The sequence below is a fragment of the Streptomyces sp. NEAU-YJ-81 genome, from assembly GCF_017592595.1.
GTDB lineage: Bacteria > Actinomycetota > Actinomycetes > Streptomycetales > Streptomycetaceae > Streptomyces > Streptomyces hygroscopicus_B.
In genome coordinates this window covers 1-24,544 of sequence record NZ_JAGFNO010000064.1, presented here as the reverse complement: position 1 = coordinate 24,544, position 24,544 = coordinate 1, and the positions used below count along the sequence as shown (strand labels likewise).

The following is a 24,544-nucleotide window of genomic DNA, read 5'->3' as shown; positions in this document are numbered from 1 at the left end:
CCTAGCCCCCGCCCCGACCCCCGGACCCGACGCCCTACCGCACCACCACGAACCCCTCGACCCCCCGCTCCGGCCGTGCCACCGGCGGAACTGCCGCCTGGCCCACCGCGACCGTGCCCATCGGGTCCCAGTCGTCCGGCAGGCCCAGTACCTCACGCACCACCGGGCGGCAGAACATCGTGGACGACACCCAAGCCGACCCCAGCCCCTCACCCGCCAGCGCGACCAGCAGGTTCTGCACCCCGGCGCCCGCCGCGACCACGAACATCTCGCGCTCCGCCGTGTTCCGCCGCGGGTCGGGGTAGGTGTGGGCGCCGTCCGCGACCAGGCACGGGACCACCAGGTACGGCGCCTTGCGCAGCACATCGCCGCGCCGCACCCGCTTGGCGATGCTCTCCTCGGAGAAGCCGTCCCCCCGCAGGTCGGCGATCCAGGCATCCCGCATCGCGTCCAGCAGCCGCGTCCGCGACTCCTCCGACTCCAACAGGACGAAGCGCCACGGCGTCGTATGGTGCGGCGCCGGCGCGGTGACGGCGGCGGCGACCGCGCGCCGCACCGCCGAGCCGTCCACCGGCTCGTCGGTGAACTCCCGGACCGTACGGCGCCGCGTCACGGCCTCCCGCACGGCCTCGGAGGTGCCCAGCCGGAACATGTCGTCCGCGGCACCGCGCACCAACGCCCGCGCACCTGCATCGACATCTTGCCCACCGGACCCGCCAAGCCCGCCCGCCCCACCGGACCCGCCAAGCCCGCCCGCCCCGTCAAGCTCGCTCGACCCGTCAGACCCGTCGTCCAGCCCCTCGAACGCCACCACCTGCGGAAGCCCGCGCAGCACCGCCACCGGCAACCCCTCGGCCTTGCCCTTGACCAGGTCACCCGCCGCGGCCAGCTCATCGGCGGTGGCGACGATGGTCGCGCTCAGCGCGTTTCCGTACGCGTCGACGCCGCCGCGCAGATCGTCCAGGACCCGCACACCGGCGGCGCCGATGGCGACGTCGGTGACCCCGGTCCGCCACGGCCGCCCGAAGGTGTCGGTGACGATGACGCCGATCTCCACGCCGAGTACTTCCCGCAGCCCGGCCCGGATCGCCCGCGCCGAGGCGTCGGGGTCCTCGGGGAGCAACAGGACAGTGCCGGAAGGGGTGTTGGAGGCGTCGACCCCGGCGGCGGCCATGACCAGGCCGTGGCGGGTCTCGACGATCCGGGTGCGGCCGCGTCGCGCCACGACGCGCACCGTCTCGGCGTCTATGGCCGCCTCGCGGTCGGTCGCCTCGACGACGCGCCCCTCCGCCTTGCTGACGATCTTGGAGGTGACCAACAGCACATCGCCGTGCGCGAGCCCCGGCAGACCGCCGGAGGTCGCGGCGTCGGCGATGAGCTTGGCGAGGTCGTCACCGGGCCGCACCTCGGGCATACCGGGGAGGGCCCACACCTGATACGACGGCAGCTCCTGCGACGCGCCACCCGGCACGCCCACCACCCCGTCCCGCAACGCGCTCATCCCCGCACCTCTTCCGCCAGCACCAGTGCCTCGGCCGCCATCGCCGCCGTGGCCTCAAGGTCCGTCATCATCAGCGGGATCGCCCGGCAGCGGATCCCGGCGGCCTCGACCTCATCGACCGCGCCCCCGTCCACGGTGTCGACGAGCCAGCCGTCCAGCAGCCCGGAGCCGTAGTGCTTGGCGACGGCGGCGGCGGTGGACTCGACGCCGACGGCGGCGAGCACCTTGTCGGCCATGCCGCGCACGGGCGCGTCGCCCACGATGGGGGACAGGCCCACGACCGGGATCCCGGCATCGGCGATGGCCTCGCGCACGCCGGGCACGGCGAGGATCGTGCCGATGCTGACGACGGGGTTGGACGGCGGGAAGAGGACGACGTCGGCGTCGGCGATGGCCTCCAGGACGCCGGGCGCCGGTTTGGCCTGGTCGGCGCCGACGGGAACGACGGCGTGGGCGGGCACTGAGGCGCGCAGCCGCACCCAGTACTCCTGGAAGTGGACGGCCTTACGGCTCTCGCCGTCCGGGGCGTCCGGGTCGTCGATCAGGACATGGGTCTCGACGCGGTCGTCCGTCATGGGCAGCAGCCGCACCCCCGGCTGCCACCGGGCGCACAGCGCCTCGGTGACGGCGCTCAGCGGATAGCCCGCGCCGATCATCTGCGTACGGACTATGTGCGTGGCGAAGTCGCGGTCGCCGAGGCCGAACCACTCGGGCCCCACCCCGTACGCCGCCAGCTCCTCCTTGACGGTGAAGGTCTCGTCGGCCCGGCCCCACCCCTGCTCCTCGTGGATGCCACCGCCGAGGGTGTACATCACGGTGTCGAGGTCGGGGCAGACCTTGAGGCCGAAGAGGTGGATGTCGTCGCCGGTGTTCCCGATGACGGTGATGTCGGCGTCCGGAGCCGCCGACATCAGACCGCGAAGGAAACGGGCGCCGCCGATACCGCCTGCCAGAACCACAATGCGCATGGGAGACAGTCTGGCAGCAGCCCCGGACATCGCGGGCGTTCGGGGCGGCTCAGCGACCCGGGACGCCCAGCGTGCCGGGGGCCGCGGCAGGGCGCGCGGGGGCGGACAACTCGGCGCTCTGGGTGGGGTGCAGCGGCATCTCGGTCAGCCCGGGGAAGTAGATGTGCAGGCTGACGGCCGGTTCGAGGGCGTCGTTGACGACGTCGTGCACATAACCGGGCGCGAAGACGCGCTGTGCGCCGGCGCACAGCGCATGCCGCACGCCGCGCGTTCCCACCCGTTCGGTGAGCTCGCCCTGGAGCACGGTCAGCACCCCGGAGGAGCGGCCGTGGTCATGGGCTCCGCTGCCCTGTCCGGGCACCCAGCTGAGCAGCCACACCTCATAGCCGGGGCCGGTGCGCAGCCGGTGGTACCAGCGGCTGGTGGCGTCGTACTGGACGAGCGACGTCCAGCCGTCGCGGTCGGCCGCGATGGTGCGGGCCAGGCCCGCGAAGGCGGAGACGGTGGAGGGGTGCGCGGGTACGGGCGGCAGCAGATGCGGGATGGCGAGCGGGTCACCGGCGATCTGGACGTCGCTGTTCATGGCGGGGGTTCCTCGGCGGGAAGGGCGCGGAGAGGTGCGCCGTAGGGGACGCGGTAAGGGCGCGAAGTGCGGTGCGAACGCGGTCTCAGGACGAGACGCCGTAAGCGAAGCGAGAGAAACGCGGAGAAAGCTGGAGCTCGGGGGGCATCAACAGCTCGAACAGCGACAGCGAGCCTGCACAGCGCAGCGGAACCCGTGGTCACGGGTCGGCAGGGGCGCGTGGGTCACTGACATGCGACCAAGGAGACCCGGATCGCCGCGCCGCTGTCAACTTGATCTCACGTTTCAGCTCAAGGTTCACCTCATCAGGTCGCTATGGAGGCAGAAAGGTTTGTGCGCGCGTTGTACCGGTGAGAGGGCGCACCAACGCGCATCGACGCGCACCACCCCCGCACCACCCCTGCACGATCCCGCACGACCCCCGCGCCACCCCGCACCATCTCCCGCGCGATGCAACGGGACCGGCGTCGATGGCGTCCTCCTCAGTGAGCGTGAGAGGAGGGACTCGGGCGTCGGATGGGGAAGGTGTCGCGTTTAGGCCGATTTGAACACTTTCCGCGCAGCCTTGGTTCCGCAGAGTGAATAAGAGGCCCAATAGCAGATCTCGGCTTGACTGGCCCGGATCGGCGCACTTGTAATTTCACTCGTGTCGTTCTGCCGGTTCATCGACGGCATCAGGCACGGGGACGCAAAGACAGACGAGGGGCGCACATGACCGAGTTGTTCCAGCAACTGCTGGTCGAAGAGGCGGACGAGGAGCTCGGTTGGCAGGAGCGCGCGCTGTGCGCCCAGACCGATCCCGAATCGTTCTTCCCGGAAAAGGGCGGATCCACCCGTGAGGCGAAGAAGGTCTGCCTCGCCTGTGAGGTCCGTTCCGAGTGCCTTGAGTACGCCCTCGCCAACGACGAGCGGTTCGGCATCTGGGGTGGTCTGTCCGAGCGTGAGCGCCGCCGACTGAAGAAGGCCGCCGTCTGACACCCGACGCCGGATCCGTCTGACTTGCCGGACCCGTCGGTCCCGTCGACTCGTCGGACCTGTCCGTCCCGTCGGCCGCGCCCGGCTCGAGGGCCCGTCGGCCCGCCGACTCCTCGGCCCCGTCGGACCTGCCGGAACCGTATGACCCGCGCTGACATATCCGCACAGTTCACGGCGGGCTGAGCCACCGCGACCGGTCCGCCCCCGCCCGCATGGTGACGGGAGGCGGACCGGTCGCATACACAGCCGTTAGTGTGGGGCCCCGTCCGAGACGCTCCAACGCCCCCAGGGGGCGCGCGCGTCCACCGCAGTCCAGCGAACCGGGGCCCGTACCTCGATGTCCGTGCACAGCCACCAGGCGGCCCAATATCCGGCCGCCAACGCCGCGTTTGCGCCCGCTCAAGAACCGGTTCAGGCACCGGCCTATCCGCGTCATGTCGTCACCGCCGTCCTGGTCGCCCACGACGGCGCCCGCTGGCTGCCCGACGCGCTGTCCGGTCTGCTCGGCCAGGAGCGCCCCGTCCAGAGCGTCGTCGCGGCCGACACCGGCAGCGCCGACGACTCCGCCCGGCTGCTCACCGAGACCCTCGGCGAGGAGCGGGTGCTCCATATGGCGCGCCGCAGCGGCTTCGGCACGGCCGTCGCCGAGGCGGTCCGTACGGCCCCGGAGCTCGGCCCCGAGGAGCTCACGTACCTCAAGCGCCCCAGCGGCTGGGACCCCGTCAACCGGACCTGGCGCGATGACGCGTACGACCTGCCGGAGCTGCCGCACGGCGAGCCCGTCCAGTGGCTGTGGCTGCTGCACGACGACTGCGCGCCCGAGCCCGACGCCCTGGCCGAGCTGCTGCGGGTCGTCGACGCCGAGCTCACCGCCAACCGCGAGCCCGCGATCGTCGGCCCCAAGCTGCGCGGCTGGTACGACCGCCGGCAGCTACTCGAAGTCGGTGTCAGTATCGCCCGCAGTGGCCGCCGCTGGACCGGTCTGGAGCGGCGCGAGCAGGACCAGGGCCAGCACGACCAGGTGCGCCCCGTGCTGTCGGTGTCCAGCGCGGGCATGCTGGTGCGCCGCGACGTATGGGAGGAGCTGGGTGGTTTCGATACCCGGCTGCCCCTGATGCGGGACGACGTCGACCTGTGCTGGCGCGCCCAGGCGGCCGGGCACCAGGTGCTGATCGCTCCGGACGCCGTACTGCGGCATGCGGAGGCGTCCGCGCGCGAGCGGCGGCCCATCGACTGCGTGGGGCGCTCCGTGGCGAACCCCCATCGCGTGGACAAGGCCGGCGCCGTCTACACCCTGCTGGTCAACACCCGCGGCGCGCTGCTGCCCTATGTGATGCTGCGGCTTCTGTTCGGCACGCTGCTGCGCACCCTGGCCTATCTCGTGGGCAAGGTGCCGGGGCAGGCCCTGGACGAGGTCGCCGGTCTCTTCGGCATCTTGTTGCGGCCGGGGCGGGTCCTCGCCGCGCGCAAGCGCAGAGGCCGCCCCGCGGCGGAGCCGAGCGAGCTGCGGCCGCTGTTCCCGCCGCCCGGCGCGACCGTAAGGGCGACGGTCGAGCAGGTCGCCAGCAATATAGGCGGCCGTTCCGAGCCCGAGCTGTCGTCCGGCGGGCGGCACGGCGCGGTCGAGTCCGGGCCCGGCGGCGATGACGCCGACTTTCTGGAGGTCGAGCAGTTCGCCAGGCTCAAGCGGATCGCGCGCAAGCCCGGGCCGATGCTCTTCCTCGTCCTGCTGGTGGTCTCGCTGGTCGCCTGCCGGGATCTGCTCGGTGCGGGCGCGCTCGCGGGCGGCGCCCTGCTGCCCGCGCCCGCTCATGTCTCCGAGCTGTGGTCGAGCTATGTGGACGGCTGGCATCCGGTCGGCACCGGCGGGACGCAGTCCGCGCCGCCGTATCTGGCCGCCCTCGCCGCGCTGGGCACGGTCTTCCTGGGCTCCACGGGCTTCACGCTGACCCTGCTGCTGGTCTGTTCGGTGCCGCTGGCCGGGTTCATCGCGTACTTCGCCTCCCGGCCGCTGGTCGAGTCCCGGCTGCTGCGCGCCTGGGGGAGCGTCGCGTACGCCTTCCTCCCGGCCGCGACCGGGGCGCTCGCGGGCGGGCGGCTCGGCACCGCCGTGCTCGCCATACTGCTGCCGCTGATGGCCCGGGCCGCTGCCGCGGCGAGCGGGTTCACGAGCAATGGGACGCGGCTGCCGAGCTGGCGGGCGGCGTGGGCGTACGCGCTGCTGCTGACGTTCACCATGGCCTTCACCCCGGTCGTCTGGCCGATGGCGCTCCTCCTGGGCGCCGCTGTGCTCGTGCTGCGCCACCGGCAGAGCGGCACCGAGCAGCTCATGGGGTACGGGCTGCGGTTCCTGACCGTGGCCGTCACCCCGCTCGTCGTGCTCGCGCCCTGGTCGCTCGACCTCCTTACCGACCCCGCCCGCTTCCTCGAGGAGGCCGGGCTGGACCGCGGCGCCGGTTCCGCGTCCGCCCTGGACCTGCTCGCGCTCAGCCCCGGCGGCCCCAAGGGCGGCGGCACGCTGCTGCTGCTCGGCTTCGTCCTGGCCGCGCTCGCCGCGCTGATGCGCGGGGAGCGGCAGACGGTCGTGCGCACCGCGTGGGTCGTGGCGCTCACCGGCTTCCTCTTCGCGGCGTTCACGGGCGGCTCCGGCTGGGCCGGGCCCGCGACCCTCGTCTACGGCCTGGCGCTGCTGACCGCAGGTGTGGTCGGCGCCGAGAACGCACGCGAGCGGGTCGCGGCGCAGAGCTTCGGCTGGCGCCAGCCGGTGGCGCTGCTGATCGCGGTCGCCACGGTCGCCGCGCCGCTGTACGCCGCCGTCAGCTGGATGGTGAGCGGCGCCGACGGTCCGGTGGGGCGGCGCGACCCCTCGCAGGTTCCGGCGTTCGTGGCGGCCGAGAGCGCCACCGAGGACCAGGCCCGCACCCTGGTGCTCGGCGGCGGCAGCAGCGCCGCGCACGCCGACTACGCCCTGGTGCGCGGCTCCGGCGCCCGGCTGGGCGAGGGCGAACTCGCGGCGGCCGGCGGCGCCGACACCCGGCTCGACGGTGTCGTGGCCAATCTGATCGCGGGCTCCGGCGCCGACCAGACCCGTCAGCTCGGCGGCTACGCGGTGCGCTACGTGTACGTCCAGAAGGGCGCGCCGTCCGAGATGGAGCGGGTGCTGAACGCGACCCCGGGCCTCACCCAGCTCAGCCGCGAGCACGGCGGCGTGCTGTGGCGGGTCGACCAGCGGGTCTCGCGGGTCTCCATCGTCCCGGCGGAGTCCTCCGGCCGTCCGGCGGGCGGGGCGGCGGCCAAGCCGGTGCATGTGGCGTCCGGCCCCGTCGAGACGCACACCACGGTGCCGGACGGCACGGCCGGGCGGGTGCTGCGGATCGCCGACCGGTCCGCGCCCGACTGGCAGGCCACGCTCGACGGCAAGCCGCTGAAGGCGACGACGGTCGACGGCTGGGCGCAGGGCTTCGAACTCCCGGCGAACGGCGGCCGGTTGGACCTCACCTACGACACGCCCATCACGCACACCGCGTGGGTGTGGGCGCAGGGGCTGCTCGCGATCGTGCTGCTGGTGCTCGCGCTGCCGGGCCGCCGCCGGGACGTCGACGACGACCTGCCGGACGCGGAGGCCGCGGCCGCCGTCATCACCGCCGAGGACATGGCGGGCGACGGACGCCGGGCGCGGCGGCTGCGGGCCGCCGCGGAGGCGCAGGCCGTGCAGGCCGAGGCCACCCAGGGGCGGCCGGAGGCGGATCCGGCCGCCGCGGACGCCATGCCCCCGCTGCCGGACGAGATTCCCCCGCAGCCGGGCGAGCCGCCGATGCAGCCGCCCGTCGAGCCGGCGGCCATGGGTGACCCTTACGGCGACCAGGCCGCGGCGAACGACCCTTACGGCGACCAGCCGGTGGCGAACGATCCGTACGGCGACCAGACGGCCGCCGGAGATCCGTACCCGGCGGTGCCGCATCAGCAGCAGGCCGTGCCGCATCAGGAGCAGTACGGGCAGCAGTGGGACGCGCAGACGTACGCCGACGCCGGATACGGCCAGTACCCGCCCGGTCAGTACCAGGGGGAGCAGTACCAAGGCGGGCAGTACCAGGGCGAGGGCTACCCGGGTCAGTACCCCGGTGGCCAGTACCCGGCCGGTGACTACCAGGGCGGCTATCAGGACACCGGCTATCCGGCGGGCTACCAGGAGGGCCAGGGCCAGTACCAGGAGGGCCAGTACCCGGCGGACCCGTACGCGGGCGGCCAGTACGCCGACCCTTACGGCTACGACCAGCAGCAGCCCTACCCCGACGGCGGCTACCCCCCGCAGGGCGATACGACGTACGGCGGCGCCGACCCCGAGGACCGCCGCGACGGGAGCGAGCAGCAGCGATGAACCGCACCACCCTGTCCCTGATCGGCGCCGCCACGGCGCTGGCCGCCGTCACCGGCGTCGCGGCCCTCACCGGGGGCTCCTCCGATGACGCGGACTCCGCCGCGAAGGCCGCCACCCGGCTGCCCGTGCAGCGCTCGACGCTGCTGTGCCCGACGCCCTCCTCCTCGGAGGTGAGCAGCACCACCTACACCGCGTACACGCCCAAGCGGGACGGCGTGGACGCCAAGGACGGCACCGCCGAACTGCTGCCCGCCCAGAACCCCGCTGATGACGTGACGGATCCCGGCGACGACGGCGGTAAGGGCGACAAGAACGGCAAGGGCGACAAGAAGGGCGGTCAGGCGTCCCCGGGCGGCGACAAGCCCGTACTGCCCCTGAAGGAGCCCGGCAAGCCTGTCACCACCGACCAGGACAGCGAGGGCGCCCCCGCGCTCATCGGCACCGCCGACGGCCGCTTCGCGCCCGGCTGGACCGTCCAGCAGACCACCACGATCGACGCGGGCAGCGGACGCGGCATCCTGGGCACCGCGTGCACGGCGCCCGACACGGACTTCTGGTTCCCCGGTGTCAGCACCGACCGGAACCGCCAGGACTTCGTCCATCTGACGAACCCGGACGACGCCGCCGCCGAGGTGGATCTGAAGCTCTACGGACCGAGCGGCCGGCTGAAGCCCTCGACCGACGAGTCGATCACGGTCCCGCCCCGCTCCACGGTCCCGGTCCTGCTCTCGACCCTCACCGACCAGCGGGCGGCCAGCGCCTCGCTCCGCGTGACGGCCCGTACCGGCCGGATCGGCGCGGCCGTACAGGCCGTGGACCAGAAGGCGGGGAGCGACTGGCTTCCCGCCTCCGCCGTGCCCTCGACGAGCGTGGCGATCCCCGGCCTCCCCAAGGACGCCACCTCGGCGCGCCTGGTCGTCTTCGCGCCCGGGGCCGACGACGCGGACCTCAAGGTGCGGCTGGCCGGGCCGAACAACTCGATCACCCCCGCCGGACATGAGTCACTGCACGTCAAGAGCGGGATGACGACCGCGATCGACCTCGGCGACGTGACCAAGGGCGAGCCCGGCTCGCTGCTGCTCACCCCCGAGGGCGGCGACGGCCCGGCCACACCGGTCGTGGCCGGGCTCCAGGTGACCCGGGGCAAGGGGAGCGACCAGGAGACGGCGTTCATCCCGGCGACCGGCGCGATCGAGCGCAGCGCCACCGCGGCCGACAACCGCACCAAGGGCTCGACGCTCTCCCTGGTGGCGCCGGGAGCGACCGCCAAGGTGCGGATCACCGCCTCAGCGGGCGCCGGCGGCGGCAGCCCCGTCAGCAAGACCTACGAGGTCAAGGGCGGCACCACCCAGGCCCTGGAGCCGCCGCGCCCGGCCTCGGGCAAGGGCCCGTACGCGGTGACGGTCGAGCGGCTCTCCGGCGGCCCGGTACACGCCTCGCGGATGCTGGCGCTGCCGCAGGACGGGGTCCCGATGTTCACGATCCAGCCGCTGCCGGACGACCGGGGCATGGTCGCGGTGCCCGAGGCGGGCCAGGACCTGTCCCTGCTCAACGACGACTAGGGCCGCGCCTGGGGGCGACCAGGGCCGCTCCTGGGTCTTGGGGTCCTGCGGCCCGTGCCGAGGCGTGCCACGGAGGTTCGCGGCCCGCCCCGGGGCGCGTCGCGTCTCTGGGCGTCTCGTCCCTCGGGGCGCCTCGCGCCTTGGGGTGCCGCCGCCCGCTACTCCTGTCCGTACCGCGGGTCCACGGACTCCGGGGCCAGCCCCAGCAGCTCCGCCACCTGCTCGACCACGACCTCGTGCACCAGCAGCGCCCGCTCGTCCCGGTTCTTCGCCCGGATCTCGACCGGGCGGCGGTAGATCACGATCCGGTCCGGCGCGTCCCCGCGAGCCGCGATGAAGCGCCCGAGCGGCACGGATTCGCCGTCCCAGCCGTCCGGTCCGCCGTGCCCGTCCGGGCCCCCGCCCGGCCCCGGGCCGCCGAGTCCCGACGTGGGCACCTCCAGCACCGTGAAGTCGACTCCGGAAAGCTGTGGCCAGCGTCTCTCCAGCCGCTCCGCCGAGTCCTGCACCAGATCGACGAAGGACTCCGCACGGCTGACCGAGAGCGGCACCTGGGGCGGCGCGATAGGGCCGCGCATACCTCGTCCGTGGCGGTCGCGACGGCGAGGGCGCGGCTCGGACTGTTGGGGATGTACGGGCCTGGTCATCACTCACGAGGGTAGCCGTCGCCCGCCCGCCTCCCATGCGCTTACCGGACAGCCGTGCCGGATGTCGCCAAATGAGCATTCCAGCCATGCTTGGGTCCAAAAACGGACGTCTCTTGCGTCGCTTCTCTGGCCCAGGATGATCTCTCTCGGTTCGAGTGCTGACCGGATTCGTTGTCGGCGGTTTTTGTCGCGCCGGAAGTCCATGCTGGTCAACCGGTAAGTTCACGTTTCGGGTGCACGGGGCGAACCAGGACGACACGGCGGAGTGAGCTGGTGGAGAGTCGTCGCGGCCCGCTCAAGAGTGCGGTACCGTCCAACGTCGTGAGCCCTGTACGTCGCTGTTCGCGCACCGCCTGCGGCCGCCCCGCCGTCGCGACGCTGACGTACGTCTATGCGGACTCGACCGCCGTTCTCGGGCCGCTCGCCACCTACGCCGAGCCCCACTGCTACGACCTGTGCTCGGAGCACTCGGAGCGGCTTACCGCCCCGCGTGGCTGGGAGGTCGTCCGGCTCGCCGTCGACACCGGTCCGACGCGGCCCAGCGGTGACGATCTGGAGGCGCTGGCCAACGCGGTCCGCGAGGCCGCCCGCCCGCATGAGCGCGCGGCGGGGGCGGCGTCCGGTTCGGGAGGCTCCGGGGCCGGGAGCGGACACGGCGGCCGGGAGGGCGACCCGCGTGAGGTCGCGCGCCGCGGCCATCTGCGGGTCCTGCGGTCGCCCGAGTCCTGATCGGCTGCTCGCCGCACTTTCCCCCCGCGATCTTCCCGCACTTTCCCCGCGATCTTCTCGCGAACGTCTCGCGGTCTCTCCGGCCCCTTCTTGGGATCACTTGCTGACGGAGCATTGACTGGGACTTGGCGCGGACACGACCATGCCTGCACGCCAGGGTCCTCCGTTTCCGCATTACGGATGTGACCTTCCAGGGATGGCCCATGCCGGGAGGCCCGTGTGTTCGTGCAGCAGTTGGACCCCGTCGCCGATTCACTCTCCCTGTCCGCCCTCGTCGCAGCCCTTCCCCTCGTCACCGTCCTCGTCCTGCTCGGCGGGGTGCGGATGCGCGCCCACTACGCGGGCCCCATCGGGCTCGTCGTCGCCGCGCTCGTCGCCTGCCTCCCGTACGGGATGCCCGTCGGCCAGGCTCTCTCCAGCGCCGTCCAGGGGGCGCTCTTCGGTCTCTTCCCCATCTTGTGGATCGTCGTCAACGCCCTGTGGGTGTACCGGATGACCGTCCGCACCGACCACTTCGACGTGCTGCGCCGCTCCTTCGGCCGGCTCTCGGACGACCCCCGCGTCCAGGCCCTCGTGATCGCCTTCTGCTTCGGTGCGCTCCTGGAGGCGCTCGCCGGGTTCGGCGCACCCGTGGCGATCTGCTCGGTCATGCTCGTGGCGCTCGGCTTCGACCCGGTGCGCGCCGCCGTCGTCGCGCTCGTCGCCAACACCGCGCCGGTCGCCTTCGGCGCCATGGCCACCCCCGTGGTGACGCTGGCTCAGGTCACCGGGCTGCCGTTGGACTCCGTCGCCTCCGTCGTGGGGCGGCAGACCCCGCTGCTCGCCCTCGTCGTCCCGCTGCTGCTGGTCGCGCTCGTGGACGGCCGACGCGGGCTGCGCGAGACCTGGGCGCCCGCGCTCGCCTGCGGGGTCGCCTTCGCCGTCGCCCAGTTCACCGTCTCCAACTACCTCTCCGTCCAGCTCGCCGACATCGCGGCGGCGCTGGCCGGCGCGGCCGCGTTGGTGGCCATGCCCGCCGCCCGGCGCCCCGCCGAGGAGCCGGTGCGCGCCGCCGTGCTCACCGGCGTACGCAGCGACGACCTGGACCGTGAGGACCCGCGCCCCGAGGTGCTGCGCGCCTACGCGCCGTACGCGCTCATCGTCGCGATCTTCTCCATCGCCCAGATCGGCCCGGTCAAGGACCTCCTGGCCAAGGCCACCCGCACTTTCAACTGGCCCTTCCTGGACGTCGCGGCGCCCGATGGCAAGCCGGTCGGCGCCAATGTCTTCTCGATGCCGCTGATCGCCACCGGCGGCACCCTGGTGCTGGTGGCCGGAGTGGCCACCGTCGCCGTGCTGGGGGTGACCGCCCGCGACGCCGCGCGGGAGTGGACGGCCACGGTGCACGAACTGCGTCATGCGATCCTTACGGTCACCTCGGTGCTCGCGCTCGCCTATGTCATGAATCTTTCCGGGCAGGCCGCCAGCATCGGGCACTTCGTCGCGGCCGCCGGGGCCGGGCTGGCCTTCCTCTCCCCGGTGCTCGGCTGGTTCGGCGTCGCCGTCTCCGGCTCGGACACCTCCGCGAACGCCCTCTTCGGCGCCCTCCAGGTGACCGCCGCCCATGAGTCCGGGCTCTCCCCGGAGCTGCTGGCCGCGGCCAACAGCTCGGGCGGGGTGCTCGGCAAGATGATCTCCCCGCAGAACCTCACCATCGCCTGCGCGGCGGTCGGACTGAAGGGGCGCGAGGGGGATCTGCTCCGTAAGGTGCTGCCGTGGAGCCTCGCGCTGCTGCTGGTGATGTGCCTCATCGTCGTCGCGCAGTCGTCGTTCCTGCTGAGCTGGATGCTGCCGTGACCCGGCCGGGGGCGCCCGGCAGCACGCCATGCCGTGACCCGGCCCGGGAGGCCCGGCAGCACGCCGCGCGACGGGGCTCACAGTTCCGGCCCAGGTCCTGCGGGTAGGTTTTGAGGTCCGTAGGGACGTCCCCCAGGCGTCCGCAGAGACATCTTCACCAGGACCTCCAGAAGGGGTTGGCTGTGCCCGACTTGTCGCAGATCGTGAAGGCGTACGACGTGCGCGGTGTGGTCCCGGACCAGTGGGACGAGTCGCTCTCGGAACTCTTCGGCGCCGCCTTCGCCCGGGTGACCGGCGCGGACGCGATCGCCGTCGGCCATGACATGCGCCCCTCCTCGCCCGGCCTGGCGCGGGCCTTCGCGCGTGGCGCCGCCTCGCTCGGGGTGGATGTGACCGAGATCGGGCTGTGCTCGACCGATCAGCTCTACTTCGCGAGCGGACATCTCGGCCTGCCCGGCGCGATGTTCACCGCCAGCCACAACCCCGCGCAGTACAACGGCATCAAGATGTGCCGCGCGGGCGCCGCCCCCATCGGCCAGGACAGCGGGCTCGCCGACATCCGCGCCCTGGTTGAGGAATGGGCCGACAGCGGCGCGCCCGCGCCCGCCGCCGAGGCCGGCACCATCACCCAGCGGGACGTCCTCGCCGACTACGCCGCCCATCTGCGCTCGCTGGTGGACCTGACCGCCATCCGGCCGCTGAAGGTCGTCGTGGACGCGGGCAACGGCATGGGCGGCCACACCGTCCCGACCGTCTTCGAGGGGCTCCCGCTCGAACTCGACGCCCTCTACTTCGAGCTGGACGGCACCTTCCCCAACCACGAGGCCAACCCGCTCGACCCCAAGAACATCGTCGATCTGCAGGCCCGGGTCCTGGAGACCGGCGCCGACCTCGGGCTCGCCTTCGACGGCGACGCCGACCGCTGCTTCGTCGTGGACGGAAGCGGCGAACCGGTGTCCCCCTCCGCCATCACCGCCCTGGTCGCCGCCCGCGAGCTGGGCAAGCACCCGGGTGGGACGGTCATCCACAACTGCATCACCTCGTGGTCGGTCCCGGAGGTCGTCAAGGAGAACGGCGGCGCCCCCGTCCGCACCCGCGTGGGCCACTCCTTCATCAAGGCCGAGATGGCCCGCACCGGCGCGATCTTCGGCGGTGAGCACTCCGCGCACTACTACTTCCGCGACTTCTGGAACGCCGACACCGGCATGCTGGCCGCCCTGCACGTCCTGGCCGCGCTCGGCGGCCAGAAGGGCCCGCTGTCGGAGCTGGTCGCGCAGTACGACCGGTACGCGGCCTCCGGGGAGATCAACAGCACCGTCGACGACCAGACCGGGCGCATGGAGGCGGTCAAGGCGGCGTACGAGGGCCGCGAAGGTGTCGAGCTCGATGAACTCGACGGCCTTACGGTCACCGCCGCCGACTGGTGGTTCAACCTCCGCCCCTCCAACACCGAGCCGCTGCTGCGGCTGAACGTGGAGGCGCGGGACGCGGAGCGGGTGGCCGGGGTCCGCGACGAGGTCCTCTCCATCGTCCGCGCGTAAGCCTTACGGCCGTCCGCGCGCGGACCCCGCGGCCGTCCGCGTCCTTACGGCGGGCACCGCACGCGGGGCGCACGGCGTTACCGGAGCCCGGGGGCGAGCCCCCGGGCTCCGGTGCCCACCGGCCGCGCCCCGCCCCCGCCCGGCGGTACGCTGACCACGCCGGGCCGATGTCCGGCTGGACCCATACCCGAAGGGACGCCCCATGCCGCTCGAAGCCGGTCTTCTGGACATCCTCGCCTGCCCGGCGTGCCACGCCCCGCTGCGCGAGGAGCAGTCCCCGGAGACCCCCGAGCTGGTGTGCACGGGTGAGGGGTGCGGTCTCGCGTACCCCGTCCGGGACGGCATCCCCGTGCTGCTCGTCGACGAGGCCCGCCGCCCGGCCTGACCCGGCGGCCCGCCGGAGCCCCAGCCCCGCGCGGTCCCGCGCGTACCGCCCGCCACGGCGATCGGAGGCCGAAGCACGATGCTCGACGAATCCCTCCTCGACGCCCCAGAGGCCCTAGCCCGCGCCGATAGCCGCGGGCTGCTCCGCGGAGCCGCCGAATCCGGCGCCCGCATCCGCACCGCCGCCCGGCATGCCACCGAGGCGGGGATCGGCGATCTCAAACCGGACGGGCGGCCGCGCGCCGTCATGGTCGCGGGCCCAGGGGCGGCCGGAACCTGCACCGCCGACCTCCTCGGCGCGCTCAGCGGGGGCAACTGCCCGGTCAGCCTGATCGCGCCCACCGGCGTGGCCCCCGCGCCGGGCGCCCTGCGCTGGACGCTGCCCGGCTGGGCGGGCCCGCTCGACCTGCTGGTCGTCGCGACGCCGGACGGTACGGAACCGGGCCTTCCGCGCCTTGTCGAGCAGGCGTACCGCCGCGGCTGCGCGATCGTCGCGGTCGCCCCGGGCCAGTCCCCGCTGGCCGACGCGGTCGCGCAGGCGCGCGGCCTGATGGTGCCGCTGGCCACGGCGCCGCACGCCTCGGCCCCGTACGCCACGGGCGGGTACAGCACCGATCCGTACCGCAGGGACCCGCACGCGCCCGGCACGGCCGAGGACGACGACACCGCCCGCGCCGAGGGCGCCCTGGGCGATGCCCCCGGCACGTACGGGACGCCTTCCGTCCCGCACCCCGTCGAGCCGCCCGGCACCGCCCCCGACGAGATGACCGGCCCCGCGCTGCCCGGCACGCTGTGGGCCCTGCTCACGCCGCTGCTGCTGCTGGTCGACCGGATCGGCCTGGTGTCCGCGTCGCCCGCCGCGCTGCTGCAGGTCGCCGACCGGCTCGACCAGGTCGCCGAGCGCTGCGGCCCGGCCATCGCCACCTACACCAACCCCGCCAAGACGCTCGCGGCCGAGCTCGCCGGGGCGCTTCCGCTGCTGTGGACCGAGGGCCCGGTCGCCGCCGCGACCGGGCGGCGCTTCGCGAGGCTGCTCGCGTCGCTCGCCGGGCGCCCCGCGCTCGTCGCCGAGCTCCCCGGGGCGCTCGCCGCACATGGCGCGATGCTGACCGGGGCGTTCGCGGGCGGGGCCGACCCGGACGACTTCTTCCGCGACCGGGTGGAGGAGGCCGAGGCGCTCCGCGCCCGGATCGTGCTGCTCCACGAGGAGCCGGTGGGCCCGGTCTCGGCGGTGCCGACCGCCCGGGAGCTCGCGCTGGCGCATGACACCGCGTTCAGCGAGCTGGAACCGGCCGAGGGCACCCCGCTGGAGAGCGCCGCGGAACTTCTCGCCATCACGGATTTCGCCGCCGTTTACCTCGCGCTCGCTTCGGCCGATAGAACTTGACGCCGTCAGAACGTGACGCCGTGGACCGCGACGACGTGACGCCGTAGACCTCGACAACGTGATGCCGTAGACCTCTGGAACAGACCTCCAGAACGTGACGCCGTAGACCACGCACCCACCCGCCCCACGTCCCTCACTGCACAGTCAGGAACCGCACCGCATGGACCGCCTCGTCAACACCGTGCGCCCCTACGCCTGGGGCTCCACCACCGCCATCCCCGAGCTGCTGGGCGTCCGGCCGACCGGGGAGCCGCAGGCCGAGATGTGGATGGGGGCACACCCCGGGGCGCCGTCCCGGGTCGACCGGGGCACGGGCCCCGTCGCGCTCTCCGAGGTGATCGCCGCGGATCCCGAGGGCGAGCTCGGCGCGGACGCCGTAAGCCTCTTCGGGCCGCAGTTGCCGTTCCTGCTGAAGGTGCTGGCCGCCGCCTCGCCGCTGTCGCTCCAGGTCCACCCCGACCTCGAGCAGGCCAAGGAGGGCTACGCGGACGAGGAGGAGCGCGGCGTTCCGGCCGATGCCCCGCATCGCAACTACAAGGACGCCAACCACAAGCCCGAGTTGATATGCGCGCTCACGCCGTTCAATGGGCTGTGCGGCTTCCGCGACCCGAACGAGGCGGCCGAACTGCTGGCCGCCCTGGAGGTCGACTCGCTCAAGCCGTACGTCGACATCCTGCACGCCCACCCGGAGTCGCACGCCCTGCGCGAGGTGCTGACCGCCGTGCTGACGGCCGACCCTGAGGCGATGACGGAGACCGTAAGGCAGGCAGCGGCCGCCGCCGAGCGGCTCGGCGCGCTGGACGGACCGCACGCCCCGGCGTACGCGGCGTACGCCTCCATCGCGCAGCACTACCCGGGCGACCCCGGGGTGATCGCCGCGATGCTGCTCAACTTCGTGACCCTCCAGCCCGGCGAGGCGCTCTACCTCGGCGCCGGAGTACCGCACGCCTATCTCGACGGCCTGGGCGTCGAGATCATGGCCAACTCCGACAATGTGCTGCGCTGCGGGCTCACACCCAAGCATGTGGACGTCCCCGAGCTGCTGCGCGTCGTCCGCTTCGAAAGCGCCGCCCCCGCGGTCCTGCGGCCCGAGGCGGAGCCCTCCGGTGAGGAGCTCTACACCACCCCGATCGGCGAGTTCCGGCTCTCCCGCCACGTCCTGGCCGACGGCGCCGCCCCGCGCCCGCTCCCGGCGGCCGGGCCGCAGATCCTGCTGTGCGCCTCGGGCGAGGTCTCCCTGCGCGGCGCGGACGGCGAACTCCCGCTGACGCGCGGGCAGTCGGCCTTCGTACCGGCCGGTGAGGAGGCCGTACTGGGCGGCGACGGCACTGTGTTCAGGGCCACAGTGACGGCCTGACGTACGGCCCGTTCGAAGGGCTGGAACAATGGCCCGCCGTGAGGCGGTAAAGCGCTGGCAAAGCCGCCATGAGCTGTAATGAAGCGGAAGGGACATTCGGCACATATGAGTGCATCAGGCGGAACCAAGGCGATTGTTGCCGCGCTGGGCGCGAACCTGGCTATCGCCGCAGCCAAGTTCGTGGCGTTCGCCTTCAGCGGCTCGTCGTCGATGCTCGCCGAAGGCGTGCACTCGCTCGCCGACTCGGGCAACCAGGGGCTGCTGCTCCTCGGCGGGAAGAAGGCCAAGCGCGAGGCCACCCCCGAGCACCCCTTCGGCTTCGGCCGCGAGCGCTATATCTACGGCTTCCTCGTCTCCATCGTGCTGTTCACCATCGGCGGTGTCTTCGCGCTGTACGAGGGCTACGAGAAGATCAAGCATCCCCATGAGGTGGAGCACTGGTACTGGCCGGTCGGGGTGCTCGTCTTCGCGATCATCGCCGAGGGCTTCTCCTTCCGCACGGCCATCAAGGAGTCCAACGAGATCCGCGGCAAGCTGAGCTGGTCGCAGTTCGTGCGCCGGGCCAAGGCCCCCGAACTGCCCGTCGTCCTCCTGGAGGACCTCGGCGCCCTCGTCGGCCTGGTCCTCGCGCTCGGCGGTGTCGGGCTCGCGCTGCTGACCGGCGACGGCGTCTGGGACGGCATCGGCACCCTCTGCATCGGCGTCCTGCTGGTGCTGATCGCCCTGGTGCTCGCGGCCGAGACCAAGTCGCTGCTGCTGGGTGAGGCGGCCGACGTCACCGAGGTCGCCAAGATCCGCGAAGCGGTCGTGGACGGCGAGACCGTCACCGGGCTGATCCACATGCGCACGCTCCACCTCGGCCCCGAGGAACTGCTGGTCGCCGCCAAGATCGCGGTGCAGCACGACGACACGGCGGTGGAGGTCGCCCGCGCCATCGACGCCGCGGAGGCGCGCATCCGCGAGGCGGTCCCCATCGCCCGCGTCATCTATCTGGAACCGGACATCCTCCGTACATCCACCCCCACCTGAACGCATGCGGCAGAGCCGCCCCGCCGCCGGCCCTTCGAACCTGAGAACCACGGGCACGAGGGGCCGGCACCGCCCTGCCGGTTTGTGGGCATTCGTTCCGCGGGGCGGAACGGGTGGGCACAAACCGGCCACCGGCCGGCACCCGGCAACGCGCCCTGGCCGCCGACGGCGCGCCCCGCACGAACGGCCGGGCCACACCCGCAAATGCGCCCCGGCCGCCGACGGCATACGCCGCACACGCAACCGGGGCGCACCTGCCCACGAGGGGCTGCCGATAGGGGGGCTGCCCACAAGGGGCCTACTCGATCTCCCCGAGCACCCGCAGAATCGCCCCCACATCCGCCGCCCCCAGCAACCGCTCCCGGAACTCGGCACCCATCAACTTGCGCGACAACAGCGCCAGAATCCGCAGATGCTCATCGCCCGCGGCCGCCTCCGGCACCGCGATCATGAACACCAGCCTGGCCTTCGTGCCGTCCGGCGCGCCCCACTCGATGCCCTCGGGGGAGCGCGCGAAGCCGACGACGGGAGCGGTCACCGCGTCCGTCTTGGCATGCGGAATCGCGATCTCCTCGCCGAGACCGGTGGTGCCCTGGTCCTCCCGGGCGAACGCGGCCCGGACCAGCTCCGCCCTATCCGCCACCTTGCCGGTCGCGGCCAGCAGCTCGGCCATCTCGCGGATCGCGGCGTCCTTACCGTCCGCCGCCAGGCGCTCCTTCACGGTCTGCTCGGTGAGATAGCCGGACAGCACCTGGTCCGCGGCATCGACCTCGGGAGCGGCTTCAGTCTCGAGCGCGGCCTCGGGAGCGGCCTCGGCCTTACCGCCGTCCCGCGGCTCAGCGGCCGAGACGGATACAGCCTTAGGGGCAGTGGCGTCAGAGGCAGCCACGGCACCGCTCGCCGAGGAATCCGCCACGGCGCCGCTCGCCGCCCCCGTACCGCCCCCGCTGCCCACCCCGGCCAGCACCGGCACACCCGCCGGCGACGGAACCAAGGAGACGGCTTCCGCGGCCCCCGCCGCATCCGCATCCGCATGGGCACCCCGCCCGCCGCCGCCCAGCGACATCAGCGCGATCGTGACCAGCGCCGTAACCGCCGTACCGACGACAACCGCGACGAAGAACATCGGCACCCCGCCGACCGCTCCGAGCACCGCGACGATCGGCCCGCCGTGCGGCACGTTGTCCTCGACCGACGCCACCCCGGCTATCGCCCCGGCGACCGCGCCGCCCAGCATGTTCGCCGGGATGACCCGTGCCGGACGCGCCGCGGCGAACGGAATGGCGCCCTCGGTGATGCCGAAGAAGCCCATGAAGAGCGCCGCGAGCCCGGTCTCCCGCTCCTGGTCGTCGAACATCCGGCGGCGCAGCAGCGTGGCCAGCCCCTGGCCCAGCGGCGGAACCGGAATGGCCGCCGCACACGCCCCCATGACCTCGGGGTTCTTGGACACCAGCCCGGCACCGAAGAGGAACGCGGTCTTGTTGACCGGACCGCCCATGTCGAACGCGATCATCAGCCCGAGGATGATGCCGAGCAGTGCCGCGCTGGTGCCGGTCAGCCCACCGAGCCAGTCGGTGAGGCGCTCGAAGACCCAGGAGATCGGTTCGCCGAGGACATAGATGAAGAAGAGGCCGAGCGCCGAGGTCGCCACGATCGGGATCACGATGATCGGCATGATCGGCTGGACGAACTTCGGAACCTTGACCCGCTTGATCCACAGCACCAGATAGCCGGCCAGGAAGCCGGTGACGATCGCCCCGATGAAACCGGCGCCCGCCTCGCTGTCGTACAGCTCGCCGTGGGCCGCGATCCAGCCGCCCACCATGCCCGGCACCAGCGCGGGCCGGTCCGCGATGGCGTAGGCGATATAGCCGGACAGGGCCGGGATCATCAGCTCGAAGCCGACGCTCCCGATGTCGTTGACCGTCTTCCAGAAGGAGTCGTCGGGGATGACGATGCCCTTGGACGTCGTATCACCGCCCAGGGCGAGCGAGACCGCGATCAGCAGACCACCGACCACGACGAACGGGATCATGTACGAGACGCCGTTCATGAGCGCCTTATAGGTGACGCTGCGCCCCTTACCGCCGCCGGAAGCCGCCGAGGCGGCGGCGCGCTGGGTCTCATGGCCATCGCCCTGGTACACCGGCGCGTCGCGCACCTGCTCGATCAGCCGCTCCGGGCGGTGGATGCCGTCGGCGACCCCGACGACGAGCACTCTCTTACCGATGAAACGGCTGCGGTCGACGTCCTTGTCGGCGGCGATGATGATGCCGTCGGCCTGACTGACATCGTTGTCAGATAGAACGTTCTCGGCCCCGATCGAGCCCTGGGTCTCCACCTTCATGCTGTGGCCGAGTGACTCCGCCGCCTGAGCCAGCTTCTCGGCGGCCATATAGGTGTGGGCGATACCCGTGGGACAAGCGGTCACCGCGAGCAGCTTGAGCCCCGGTCCGCTGGCCCCCGCACCGTTGGGGGGATCGGCTGGACTGGTCACGTGGTTCTCCTTAACAACGCATTGAGCGGGCGCGGGAAGCTGCCAGCGTCCCCGCGCTCGCGGCATCGTGCAATACATCCGGCCAGATCAAAGCGACGGGGTGAGCCACCGGGCTCCCCGAGCGGCGTGGCCGTCGGCGCAGGTCATGGCCTTACGGCCGAAGATGGCCCATGGGGGCTGGGGTTCGCCGCGCCGATCGGTGTAGATTCGTGACCGAGCCAGACGTCGCTGCTGATGGCGGTCGGGCGGCCCGTACACCGGGTCGGCCGAGGGAGAGAGGGCCTCCGACGGACTGCGCACTGTGAGGTAGAAGGGGATAGGTGTGCCCGCTGCGCGGGGCCCTGCCCAGCGCCTCACATGCCCAGCCGAAACCACTCTCGCTCGCACACGATCGAGGAGGAGCAGCACTCATGACGACAGCCGTCTCCGGTCAGGACTTCAAGGTCGCGGACCTCTCCTTGGCTGCCTTCGGCCGTAAGGAGATCACCCTCGCCGAGCATGAGATGCCCGGCCTGATGGCGATCCGTAAGGAGTACGCCGAGCAGCAGCCCCTGGCCGGCGCCCGTGTCACCGGCTCGCTGCACATGACCGTGCAGACCGCCGTGCTGATCGAGACCCTGGCCGCCCTTGGCGCCGAGGTCCGGTGGGCCTCCTGCAACATCTTCTCCACCCAGGACCACGCCGCGGCCGCGATCGCCGTCGGTCCGAACGGCACTGTGGAGAACCCGCAGGGCATCCCGGTCTTCGCCTGGAAGGGCGAGACCCTGGAGGAGTACTGGTGGTGCACGGAGCAGGCCCTGACCTGGCCCGGCACCCCCACCGGCGGGCCCAACATGATCCTGGACGACGGTGGCGACGCCACCCTCCTTGTCCACAAGGGCGTCGAGTACGAGAAGGCCGGCGCCGCCCCTGACGTCGCCACCGCCGAGAACGACGAGCACCGCGTCATCCTCGAGCTGCTGAACCGCACCATCGCCGAGAACCCGCAGAAGTGGACGCAGCTGGCCTCCGAGATCCGCGGGGTCACCGAGGAGACCACCACCGGCGTTCACCGCCTCTACGAGATGCAGCGGGACGGCTTGCTGCTCTTCCCGGCGATCAACGTCAACGACGCGGTGACGAAGTCCAAGTTCGACAACAAGTACGGCTGCCGCCACTCCCTGGTCGACGGCATCAACCGCGCGACCGACGTGCTGATCGGCGGCAAGGTCGCGGTCATCTGCGGCTACGGCGATGTGGGCAAGGGCTGCGCCGAGTCGCTGCGCGGCCAGGGCGCCCGGGTGATCATCACCGAGATCGACCCGATCTGCGCACTGCAGGCCGCGATGGACGGCTACCAGGTCGCCACCCTGGACGACGTGGTGGAGACCGCCGACATCTTCATCACCACGACCGGCAACAAGGACATCATCATGGCCGCGGACATGGCCAAGATGAAGCACCAGGCGATCGTCGGGAACATCGGCCACTTCGACAACGAGATCGACATGGCCGGCCTCGCCGCCCTCCCGGGCATCGTGAAGGACGAGGTCAAGCCGCAGGTCCACACCTGGACCTTCCCCGACGGCAAGACGCTCATCGTGCTCTCCGAGGGCCGTCTGCTGAACCTCGGCAACGCGACCGGTCACCCGTCGTTCGTGATGTCCAACTCCTTCGCGAACCAGACCATCGCCCAGATCGAGCTCTTCACCAAGCCGGAGTCGTACCCGACCGACGTCTACGTGCTCCCCAAGCACCTGGACGAGAAGGTCGCCCGCCTCCACCTGGACGCGCTGGGGGCGAAGCTGACCACGCTCCGGCCCGAGCAGGCCGCCTACATCGGCGTCCCGGTCGAGGGCCCGTACAAGCCCGAGCACTACCGTTACTGATCACATCCGCTGATCGCACCGGCCCCGCCGACCGCACGGTCGGCGGCCGCTGACCCGGCCCCCGCCCCGGCGGGGGCCCCAGGGCCCGTCCGCGCCGTCCGGCGGGGCGGGCCCGACGCTCGTCAAGGACCTCACCATGCCTCGCGGCCGCTACTCCCTCCACGACCCGCACGACCACACCCCGTTGGGTGAGGAGCACTTCCAGTGCGCGCCCGGCCCCAGCGGATGGCGCTATGTCGCACAGCGGACCTCACCTTCCGGCGATCACGCCGGGTCCGTGGACCTCACCCTCGACGAGCTGGGCCGACCGCTCAGGGTCGAGCTGCACGCGGCGAGCTGGCAGGTCAAGGGCGCCGCACTGGACGGGGTCACCTGGGTCCGTACGGATCCCACCGGGGAGCACGCGGCCGAGGGCAATGTCGGCGCCCACGCCTTCACCGGTGCCTCCCCGGCCTTCCTGGTCGCCATCTCCCGCCTGTTGCGGCTGGAGCCGGGCGCCGGAGCCGTCCGCGTCCGCCTCGTGGCCTTCACCGATCCGGTCCTCGCGCCCCTGACCCTGGACCAGTCCTGGGCACTTCGCGACAGAGCCGGACACACCACCGACACTGGTCCACTCGTTGTGGATGAATACCAGGTCAGCGAACTGGACACCGGAGAGGTCCGGACGATCCATATCGCCGGCGACGTGGTCCTCGCCGCCCCCGGCATCGAGCTCGAGGACCTGGAGAGCCCGCCGTCGTCCTTCGCGGCCTGACCGCCGCCACACCCCCCCTGACCTGCGACGTTGAAAATCTTCTGGGGTTCCCTTGACGCAGGGAGTGCAGATGCGTACGCTGAAATGTCGCGGCAGATGGAGAGCGTAGGCACTTCGGTGACGCCGCACAAAGAATCTTCCCCAGGATCCTTGACGAGGTTCACCCGGGGAGGTAGGTTTAAACGGTTGTGGTGAGCAGTGTCTGCTCACTCACAGACGCTTAATCTGAACTCGCTCCGCAGACGGATGGAAATCCAACGGAGCATCTTTGACACCCGCGGGCATCATCCGAAGCCGATTAGGTTCGGCGGATGCGTGTCTGCTAAAGTCGAAAACACGCCGAAAGGCAAAGGCCCCTCCAACGGCCACCGGAATCAGAATTCGGACCGGAAACGGACCGAAAAAGAATCTGGTAAGGTTGGAAACACCGAAGGGAAGCGCCCGGAGAGACCGGTGAAACGGTTTCAAAGGAAGCGTCCGTTCCTTGAGAACTCAACAGCGTGCCAAAAGTCAACGCCAGATATGTTGATACCCCGTCCATCTCGGAC

General features: G+C 72.0%; 17 protein-coding genes. 12 read left to right on the top strand and 5 right to left on the bottom strand.

Annotated features, from left to right (window positions below):
• Positions 1–34: 34 nt before the first annotated feature.
• The 3 genes from J5X86_RS48610 to J5X86_RS48600 are packed head-to-tail and all read right to left on the bottom strand — an operon-like array spanning position 35 to position 3,052.
• Positions 35–1,501 carry a coenzyme F420-0:L-glutamate ligase gene (locus J5X86_RS48610; RefSeq protein WP_208522999.1) on the bottom strand — a complete coding sequence of 489 codons (1,467 nt, stop codon included), beginning with the start codon at positions 1,499–1,501 and terminating at the stop codon, positions 35–37.
• Positions 1,498–2,469: a 2-phospho-L-lactate transferase gene (cofD, locus tag J5X86_RS48605; protein ID WP_208522998.1), complete on the bottom strand. Its 972-nt coding sequence runs from the start codon at positions 2,467–2,469 to the stop codon at positions 1,498–1,500. The genes J5X86_RS48610 and cofD overlap by 4 nt, the downstream gene beginning before the upstream one ends.
• 49 nt (positions 2,470–2,518) lie before the next feature.
• The gene (locus tag J5X86_RS48600) at positions 2,519–3,052 is read right to left on the bottom strand and encodes a cysteine dioxygenase family protein (protein WP_208522997.1); all 534 of its coding nucleotides are present in this window, start codon (positions 3,050–3,052) and stop codon (positions 2,519–2,521) included.
• Positions 3,053–3,763: 711 nt separating this feature from the next.
• Here J5X86_RS48600 and J5X86_RS48595 point away from each other — a divergent pair.
• From J5X86_RS48595 to J5X86_RS48585, 3 genes are all read left to right on the top strand, one after another.
• The gene (locus J5X86_RS48595; protein ID WP_004952403.1) at positions 3,764–4,027 is read left to right on the top strand and encodes a WhiB family transcriptional regulator; all 264 of its coding nucleotides are present in this window, start codon (positions 3,764–3,766) and stop codon (positions 4,025–4,027) included.
• 337 nt (positions 4,028–4,364) lie between these two features.
• A complete protein-coding gene (locus J5X86_RS48590) occupies positions 4,365–8,405 on the top strand; it encodes a glycosyltransferase family 2 protein (protein ID WP_208522996.1) in 4,041 nt (1,346 codons plus the stop codon).
• On the top strand, positions 8,402–9,967 hold the full coding sequence (locus tag J5X86_RS48585; RefSeq protein ID WP_208522995.1) for a DUF5719 family protein: 1,566 nt from the start codon (positions 8,402–8,404) through the stop codon (positions 9,965–9,967). Before J5X86_RS48590 ends, J5X86_RS48585 begins: the two co-directional genes overlap by 4 nt.
• 158 nt (positions 9,968–10,125) lie before the next feature.
• Here J5X86_RS48585 and J5X86_RS48580 read toward each other — a convergent pair whose 3' ends face one another.
• Complete coding sequence (locus J5X86_RS48580; protein WP_014061194.1) at positions 10,126–10,545, bottom strand: metallopeptidase family protein; 420 nt, start codon at positions 10,543–10,545, stop codon at positions 10,126–10,128.
• Positions 10,546–10,887: 342 nt separating this feature from the next.
• On the opposite strand from J5X86_RS48580, the gene J5X86_RS48575 reads away from it, so the two are divergent.
• From J5X86_RS48575 to J5X86_RS48545, 7 genes are all read left to right on the top strand, one after another.
• On the top strand, positions 10,888–11,343 hold the full coding sequence (locus J5X86_RS48575; RefSeq protein ID WP_119989156.1) for a DUF3499 domain-containing protein: 456 nt from the start codon (positions 10,888–10,890) through the stop codon (positions 11,341–11,343).
• A gap of 219 nt (positions 11,344–11,562) precedes the next feature.
• On the top strand, positions 11,563–13,179 hold the full coding sequence (locus J5X86_RS48570; RefSeq protein WP_208522993.1) for an L-lactate permease: 1,617 nt from the start codon (positions 11,563–11,565) through the stop codon (positions 13,177–13,179).
• Between the two features lie 182 nt (positions 13,180–13,361).
• Positions 13,362–14,720 carry a phosphomannomutase/phosphoglucomutase gene (locus tag J5X86_RS48565; RefSeq protein ID WP_208522992.1) on the top strand — a complete coding sequence of 453 codons (1,359 nt, stop codon included), beginning with the start codon at positions 13,362–13,364 and terminating at the stop codon, positions 14,718–14,720.
• 202 nt (positions 14,721–14,922) lie between these two features.
• Positions 14,923–15,105 carry a Trm112 family protein gene (locus J5X86_RS48560; RefSeq protein ID WP_078641824.1) on the top strand — a complete coding sequence of 61 codons (183 nt, stop codon included), beginning with the start codon at positions 14,923–14,925 and terminating at the stop codon, positions 15,103–15,105.
• Positions 15,106–15,183: 78 nt separating this feature from the next.
• Positions 15,184–16,491: an SIS domain-containing protein gene (locus J5X86_RS48555; protein WP_208522991.1), complete on the top strand. Its 1,308-nt coding sequence runs from the start codon at positions 15,184–15,186 to the stop codon at positions 16,489–16,491.
• A 160-nt stretch (positions 16,492–16,651) separates the two neighbouring features.
• Positions 16,652–17,848, top strand: a complete 1,197-nt coding sequence (gene manA, locus J5X86_RS48550) for a mannose-6-phosphate isomerase, class I (RefSeq protein WP_208522990.1) — start codon at positions 16,652–16,654, stop codon at positions 17,846–17,848.
• Between the two features lie 105 nt (positions 17,849–17,953).
• Positions 17,954–18,877 (top strand): cation diffusion facilitator family transporter, encoded by a 924-nt coding sequence (locus J5X86_RS48545; RefSeq protein WP_208522989.1) that lies wholly within the window; start codon positions 17,954–17,956, stop codon positions 18,875–18,877.
• Positions 18,878–19,175: 298 nt separating this feature from the next.
• On the opposite strand, the gene J5X86_RS48540 is transcribed toward J5X86_RS48545, so the two are convergent.
• Positions 19,176–21,374: a fructose-specific PTS transporter subunit EIIC gene (locus J5X86_RS48540; protein ID WP_208522988.1), complete on the bottom strand. Its 2,199-nt coding sequence runs from the start codon at positions 21,372–21,374 to the stop codon at positions 19,176–19,178.
• 410 nt (positions 21,375–21,784) lie between these two features.
• Here J5X86_RS48540 and ahcY point away from each other — a divergent pair, with 410 nt between their 5' ends.
• Both ahcY and J5X86_RS48530 read left to right on the top strand, forming a co-directional pair.
• On the top strand, positions 21,785–23,242 hold the full coding sequence (gene ahcY / locus J5X86_RS48535; RefSeq protein ID WP_078641819.1) for an adenosylhomocysteinase: 1,458 nt from the start codon (positions 21,785–21,787) through the stop codon (positions 23,240–23,242).
• Positions 23,243–23,378: 136 nt separating this feature from the next.
• Positions 23,379–23,996 (top strand): hypothetical protein, encoded by a 618-nt coding sequence (locus J5X86_RS48530; RefSeq protein WP_208522987.1) that lies wholly within the window; start codon positions 23,379–23,381, stop codon positions 23,994–23,996.
• Positions 23,997–24,544: the final 548 nt, after the last annotated feature.

Excerpts from the sequence above, each read along its gene's own strand:
- J5X86_RS48610 (WP_208522999.1), bottom strand. The coding sequence starts at position 1,501 with ATGAGCGCGTTGCGGGACGGGGTGGTGGGCGTGCCGGGTGGCGCGTCG.
- cofD (WP_208522998.1), bottom strand. The coding sequence starts at position 2,469 with ATGCGCATTGTGGTTCTGGCAGGCGGTATCGGCGGCGCCCGTTTCCTT.
- J5X86_RS48600 (WP_208522997.1), bottom strand. The coding sequence starts at position 3,052 with ATGAACAGCGACGTCCAGATCGCCGGTGACCCGCTCGCCATCCCGCAT.
- J5X86_RS48595 (WP_004952403.1), top strand. The coding sequence starts at position 3,764 with ATGACCGAGTTGTTCCAGCAACTGCTGGTCGAAGAGGCGGACGAGGAG.
- J5X86_RS48590 (WP_208522996.1), top strand. The coding sequence starts at position 4,365 with ATGTCCGTGCACAGCCACCAGGCGGCCCAATATCCGGCCGCCAACGCC.
- J5X86_RS48585 (WP_208522995.1), top strand. The coding sequence starts at position 8,402 with ATGAACCGCACCACCCTGTCCCTGATCGGCGCCGCCACGGCGCTGGCC.
- J5X86_RS48580 (WP_014061194.1), bottom strand. The coding sequence starts at position 10,545 with ATGCGCGGCCCTATCGCGCCGCCCCAGGTGCCGCTCTCGGTCAGCCGT.
- J5X86_RS48560 (WP_078641824.1), top strand. The coding sequence starts at position 14,923 with ATGCCGCTCGAAGCCGGTCTTCTGGACATCCTCGCCTGCCCGGCGTGC.
- J5X86_RS48555 (WP_208522991.1), top strand. The coding sequence starts at position 15,184 with ATGCTCGACGAATCCCTCCTCGACGCCCCAGAGGCCCTAGCCCGCGCC.
- manA (WP_208522990.1), top strand. The coding sequence starts at position 16,652 with ATGGACCGCCTCGTCAACACCGTGCGCCCCTACGCCTGGGGCTCCACC.
- J5X86_RS48545 (WP_208522989.1), top strand. The coding sequence starts at position 17,954 with ATGAGTGCATCAGGCGGAACCAAGGCGATTGTTGCCGCGCTGGGCGCG.
- ahcY (WP_078641819.1), top strand. The coding sequence starts at position 21,785 with ATGACGACAGCCGTCTCCGGTCAGGACTTCAAGGTCGCGGACCTCTCC.
- J5X86_RS48530 (WP_208522987.1), top strand. The coding sequence starts at position 23,379 with ATGCCTCGCGGCCGCTACTCCCTCCACGACCCGCACGACCACACCCCG.